This is a genomic window from Halomonas sp. ATBC28, assembly GCF_005937175.1.
GTDB lineage: Bacteria > Pseudomonadota > Gammaproteobacteria > Pseudomonadales > Halomonadaceae > Vreelandella > Vreelandella titanicae.
This window is the reverse complement of the sequence record NZ_VCQL01000036.1, coordinates 22,994-29,241: the sequence shown is the minus strand read 5'-3', so window position 1 is coordinate 29,241 and position 6,248 is coordinate 22,994. Positions and strand designations below refer to the sequence as shown.

At 62.0% G+C, this 6,248-nt stretch carries 5 protein-coding genes; 3 read left to right on the top strand and 2 right to left on the bottom strand.

The genetic code is table 11. The features are described 5' to 3' along the window. Both E0L35_RS24215 and E0L35_RS24210 read left to right on the top strand, forming a co-directional pair. Nucleotides 1–2,117 (top strand): MBG-2 domain-containing protein (locus E0L35_RS24215; RefSeq protein WP_171051227.1); only part of this gene is annotated, 2,117 nt, incomplete at its 5' end. Between the two features lie 18 nt (nt 2,118–2,135). Then, entirely contained in the window at nt 2,136–3,761 is a 1,626-nt protein-coding gene (locus E0L35_RS24210; protein ID WP_138801644.1) for a ShlB/FhaC/HecB family hemolysin secretion/activation protein, read from the top strand. 251 nt (nt 3,762–4,012) lie between these two features. Here E0L35_RS24210 and E0L35_RS24205 read toward each other — a convergent pair whose 3' ends face one another. Both E0L35_RS24205 and purE read right to left on the bottom strand, forming a co-directional pair. Further along, a complete protein-coding gene (locus tag E0L35_RS24205) occupies nt 4,013–5,197 on the bottom strand; it encodes a 5-(carboxyamino)imidazole ribonucleotide synthase (RefSeq protein ID WP_138801643.1) in 1,185 nt (394 codons plus the stop codon). An 11-nt stretch (nt 5,198–5,208) separates the two neighbouring features. Next, nucleotides 5,209–5,724, bottom strand: a complete 516-nt coding sequence (purE, locus tag E0L35_RS24200; protein ID WP_022522693.1) for a 5-(carboxyamino)imidazole ribonucleotide mutase — start codon at nt 5,722–5,724, stop codon at nt 5,209–5,211. A 219-nt stretch (nt 5,725–5,943) separates the two neighbouring features. Between purE and E0L35_RS24195 the strand changes: the two genes are divergently transcribed. After that, nucleotides 5,944–6,216: an XRE family transcriptional regulator gene (locus tag E0L35_RS24195; protein ID WP_008958942.1), complete on the top strand. Its 273-nt coding sequence runs from the start codon at nt 5,944–5,946 to the stop codon at nt 6,214–6,216. Nucleotides 6,217–6,248: the final 32 nt, after the last annotated feature.

Here is a 6,248-nt window from a genome sequence, read left to right as displayed (position 1 = left end):
TGTTCGAGGCCAGCAACCTGGAAGGTTTCGATTTCGACACGGTCTGGGGCAACAGTGACAACCAGACCACGCCCTGGCTGCGAGGCCTGGCCGGCAACCAGGTGTTCAACAAAAACGATCTGCCGTCGGGGACGATCAATGCGACCAACCGCCCCGAACTCTATACCGCCCTCCTGAATATCGACCAGCTTCAGGCGATGCAAAACGACCTCGCGGGCCGCTATCTGCTGGGCCTGGATATCGACGCCAGCGCCACCAGAGACTGGAACGATGGGGCGGGGTTTGCCCCGGTAGGCGTTGACCCGTCAGGCGATAGCTCTCGCTCCTTCACCGGCACCTTCGATGGCCTGGGCCATACCCTCCGCGATCTGACCATCAAGCGCGAGGGTACGGACTACATCGGTCTGTTTGGCTATGTTGACACGGGCAGCACCCTGCGCCATGTCGGGCTGGTCGATGGCAACGTCACAGGCCGTAACTACGTCGGCGGGCTGGTGGGCTACAACCGAGGCGGCACCATCACCCACGCCTATGCCACCGGCGCGGTCAGCGGTAATAAAGCAGTCGGCGGGCTGGTGGGCATCAACAACGGCAGCATCACCCACGCCTATGCCACCGGCGCGGTCAGCGGTGATCAATATGTCGGCGGGCTGGTGGGCGGCAACGACAACGGCACCATCTCCCACGCCTACGCCACCGGCGCGGTCAGCGGTAATCAAGATGTCGGCGGGCTGGCGGGCATCAACACCGGCAGCAGCATCACTCACGCCTACTACGCGACCACCGATAGCGATGGCGACGCCATCAACAGTGGGGAGGGGTACAACACCCTGGGCGAGGGAAAAACGCTCGTCGATCTTAAAAAACGGGATACTTTTGCCGACTGGGGCAGCGATATCGACGCGGCAGGTGGCACCGGCACGGTATGGCGACTCTATGAGGGCTTCACCACGCCGCTGCTGCGCCGCTTTTTGCAGGCCGTCACGGTCACGGCGAGTGACACCGGCACGCTCAGCGACGTTGTCTACAACGGCAGCGTTGCTACCGGCGCCAGCGACTACACCAGCAACGTGCCGAACGCATCGGTTTTGGGCAGCCTGGGGTACACCACCGATTCGAAAAACGTGGCTACCTACTCCACCGAGGACGGTAAGCTGACCCTCGGCGGCCTCTACTCTGACCAACAGGGCTACGACATTAGCTACGCCGACGCCGCTGCTGAACTGGCCATTACCCCGCGCCCGGTGACCGTCACCGCGGACGATAAGCAAAAAACCGTCGGCAATGATGATCCGGCATTGACCTATCGCACCGGCTGCGCCAGCGGCCAGACCGCCGACTGTGGCCTGGTGGCCGGGGAAAGCCTAGCGGGTGACCTGAGCCGTGAGAGCGGTGAGGCGGTGGGCGGCTACGCCATCGAGCAGGGCTCGGTAACGCAAACCAACAACCGCAACTACGCCATCGACTTCGTGCCAAGCAGCCTGACCATCGCGGCGGCGCCCGTTGATCCCGAGCCGACGCCGCCCGTTGATCCCGAGCCGACACCGCCCGTTGATCCCGAGCCGACGCCGCCCGTTGATCCCGAGCCGACACCGCCCGTTGATCCCGAGCCGACGCCGCCCGTTGATCCCGAGCCGACACCGCCCGTTGATCCCGAGCCGACACCGCCCGTTGATCCCGAGCCGACGCCGCCCGTTGATCCCGAGCCGACGCCGCCCGTTGATCCCGAGCCGACACCGCCCGTTGATCCCGAGCCGACGCCGCCCGTTGATCCCGAGCCGACGCCCTTCACGTCCAGCCGCGCGCCGCAGATCGCCAGCGCCGTGCTGCAGCGCACGATCACCGACCTTGGTCGCCAGGGCGGCGCTGGCGGCACCACGGCCTCTTCCCCCCCAACGGGAGCGGCATTGCCCGACACGACCAGCTCCAATACAGGCGAGGAGGACGGAGCCCGCGATGGTCTCGCTCTCGTGGAGGTCAGCGACGAAGCAGCGGCACAGCGCACTCGTGAGAGCGGCTTCAGCGGCCTGATCGTGATCCGGGGAGGGATCAACACCGATGCCGTGGGTGAGACTGCTGCGGATGAGACTGACATGCCCATCGACAACAACCTGTAACCGGCCAAGATGATGATGATGACCCTGAAAACAACCCCCCTCGCCCTGACGGCGGTGCTGCTGGCGGCCACCCCCGCACTGGCGCAGACCGCACCGGGCGCCGGCCAGATCCTGCAGCAGAATCGTGGGCAGCAGATCGCGCCGCTGCCGCCCTCCGTTCGGCTCGAACTCCACGGTGAGCCGCTCAAAGAGGAGCAGGCCGGGGGCGCGGAGGTGACGCTGCGCTCGATCACGCTGGAAGGCAATACCGCTTTCGACGACGCCCGACTCTACCGGGTGCTGGGCGATGTACTCGGCCAGCGCCACGACCTTGCCGGGTTGCGCGAGCTGACCAACCGGCTGAGCCGCTTCTACCGCAATCACGGGTATCCGTTTGCCCGTGCCCTGCTGCCGGCACAGGAGCTGAGCGACGGCCATCTCACGGTTCGCATCGTCGAAGGACGCTACGACCGTGCCCACACCAGCGGTCCCGAGCCGCTGGCGAGCGAACTCCAGCCCTGGCTTGACCCACTCACCCCAGACACCCCCATCGCGTCGGCGCCACTATCGCGCCAGTTGCTGCTGCTGGGCGATCTGCCCGGGGTTAAGGTCGACCCGGTGATGCGCCCGGGCAGCCGCCCCGGCACTGGAGATCTGGACGTGAAGGTGCAGCCCTCCTCGCGTGTCACAGGGCTGGTCGGGGCCGACAATCATGGCAACCGCTACTCGGGCGAGTACCGCGGCCGTACCGGGGTAGCGGTCAACCGGCTTCTGACCGTGGGCGATGAACTCGACCTGAGCGCCCTCTACACCAGCGAAGACACCTGGCTGGGCAGCCTGAGTTATGCCCTGCCCCTGGGCACCAGCGGCCTGCGTGGCGAGCTCGGCTATGCCCGCAATGATTACACTCTCGGCCACGGGTTCCAAGGCTACACCGGCCAGGCCGATGTCTACAGCGCCCGCCTGCGTTACCCGCTGGTGCGTCGCCAGCAAACCAATGTCGCCCTCTTCGGTGGCGCGCGCTACAAGACGCTCGAAGATGACATTGAGACCTTCGACTATCGCAAGGCGACCGACAGCCGTGCGCTGCCGTTGGGGCTCACTTTCGACGCCCGCGACAACCTTGGCCGCGGCGGCATCACCTGGGGCGAGCTGACGCTGACCCCAGGACGCATGGAGATCGACCAGAGCCTGGCCGGCGGCGATCAAGACTATAGCTTCACCACCGTCGATCTCGATGTCTCGCGGTTGCAGGCGTTAGGCGCCAGCATCGAACTCTATGGCCGCTTCACTGGCCAATGGGCTGACCGTGAAGACCTCGACGGCTCTGAGAGCTTCTACCTGGGTGGCCCAGACGGCGTGCGTGCCTACCCGGTGGGTGAGGGCTCCGATGCCCGCGGCTGGTTGACCCAGTTCGAGTTGCGTTATCGGGCGGCCCAGGGGGTGTCACCCTTCGTCTTCTACGACACCGGCCATACACCGAACGGCGGGGTCGATGCAGGCGATAGCCGTCGTGTCGCCGGCGCCGGGTTGGGGATTCGCTACGTGCAGGCGGGGCTCAGCCTGTCACTCTCCAGCGCCTGGCAGACCCAAGGCGGCGACGCGCAGTCGGATAGCGATCAGCGCGACCCGCAAGTATGGGGAAGTCTGGCCTACCGCTGGTGATCGACTTGACGTGGCAGGGTCAGCGTCCGCCACCCCGACGTAGCCCCGTGATTGAGGAATGAGCCATACCGACTACCCGCCTAAAAAGAAGTGCTATTAAGTCCAACTTAAAACGCTGGTTTTTTGTGGCTCCTTCTTAGCGCATTTAGGCAATTTTAGCGATAGCAGTTGCGTAGTCGGTCAACTAGCCCCCACCTCCCAATGGGCAAGGTGAAATGAAAAGCCGCTTGCTGGCAAGCGGCTTTCGATCACTACTGTTTGATTGCAAAACTCAAAGCGGGAGGCGGTGCTTCCGGCAGTAACGCACTGCAGGCGTTCACTTTTTCCAGCAGTTCGGCATGATTAGGCGCGAGGATATTGACGTGGGCAAGCTTACGCCCGGCGCGCTCGGCTTTGTCGTAGCGATGCAGGTGCGTATTGGCAAGCGCTAGAATCGCTGCGTTGTCACCTTCACGACCAATCACGTTAATCATGCAGGTGGGGGCAATCGCCTGGGTATCGCCTAAGGGCAAGCCCTGTATCGCCCGCAGGTGATTTTCAAACTGGCTAGTCACCGCACCGTCCATCGTCCAGTGGCCAGAGTTATGCACGCGGGGCGCCATTTCGTTGGCGAGCAGGCTGCCATCGCGGGTTTGAAACAGCTCGAGCGCTAGCACGCCCACGTAATCCAGCTCATCGAGCAGCGCACGAATATAGCCATCAGCGGTTTGCTGAACGCTGGCATCCAGATCCGGCAGCGGCGCCACAGAGTAGCGCAGGATGCCATCCACATGCTGGTTTTCGGCCATGGGGTAGAACACCACCTCACCATCACGACCGCGCACGGCAATCATCGAGACTTCCCGCACGAAGTCGACGAAGGCCTCAACGACCAACTGCGAATGGCCAATTGCGCTCCACGCCTCGCCAGCCTGTTCGGGCTGTTTCAAGACTGCCTGGCCTTTACCGTCGTAGCCTTCAGTGACCGATTTAGCCACCACCGGGCAACCCAACTCACGGGCGGCGGCTTCAAGCTGCTCGGGGCTCTCGACCACCCGGTAAGCGGGGGTCGGAATGCCTAAGCGATCAAACAGCGTCTTCTCTTCGACCCGGTTCTGACACACTTCAATAGCGCGACTGCTGGGGTAAACCGGTTTGTGCTGTTCTATTTCGCGGACCAGTTGAACTGGTAAGTGCTCGAACTCGTAGGTCACCACATCAACCTTGGCTAAAAACTCAGCCAGGTGCTGGTTATTAGGATCGACAATCACCTCGCCAATGCCCGCACTGGGGGTACCCGTGGTATCTAAAAAAGTGAAGCGATTACCCAGCGGATAACCCGCCAGCGCCAACATGCGGCCTAATTGGCCTGCACCCAGTACGCCGATGTTTTGTACAACGATGTCTATTACAACACTGTCTTTTACAACACTGTTCTTTGCAATACCTGAGTTCATAGCCAAACTCCTTATTCCGCTTCCGGCTCGGGGCGCGGATCAGGGTTGTCGAGAACTTTCTGAGTCTGCTCTGCGCGAAACGCTTCAACCGCGCTGCGTACGGTCGCATCTTGCAGGCCAACGATCTGCGCTGCTAACAACCCTGCGTTGGTCGCGCCCGCTTTACCAATCGCCAAGGTGCCCACTGCGATGCCGCCGGGCATCTGGGCAATGGAGAGTAGCGAATCCAAACCTTTTAGCGCTTTCGACTCCACCGGCACACCCAGTACCGGTAGTGGCGTTTGCGAGGCCACCATACCTGGCAAGTGAGCAGCACCGCCCGCGCCTGCCACAATTACCTGCAAACCGCGCTCGGCAGCGCTCTTGGCATAGTCAAACAGCAGGTCAGGTGTACGGTGTGCTGACACCACGCGAGTTTCATAAGCCACGCCCAAACGCTCCAGCATGGAAACAGCGTGCTCCATGACTGGCCAGTCGGACTTGGATCCCATGATCACGCCCACCTTGGGTGCGCTGTTCGACGACATGCAAAACTCCTCGGCCCAACGGCCTATAAAAAGCGAAACTAAATTAAAAAACAGCGTGCGCCGAGTCAGGCACACATCAAAATAGGAAGGCGAATAGTCTACCAGAGCTAGCCCGTTTGCGGGCGTTGCCGAGGTCGCGAAATTTTCATCAAAATAGGCATTGAAATGCGCACCGGTTGGCGGCATTGTGTGTTTGTCATTTCAGACTGATGGAGCCACATGAGCACGGCACGCGCAACTGCCACTGCGGAACAGCTTGATCCTCCGCGAAGCAGCCCTGACCTCGACGTCAGGGAACTTGAAAAACGTACGCGATTAATGCGTATTATCACGCGTCTGATCGCCGTATCAGACTTAGGAAGCCGAGAAATTGCCCGCCGGGCAGGGCTTCCCGTTCAGAAAATCAGCGACCTGCTCGCCGGAAGGCTTGAGCATCTGGGAGTGGATGAACTTCACGCCCTGCGTCGCACCTTAGAGCTGGAGGCGCCATAGCAGACACTTTTTCTGCTGTTCCCACTTCTCCA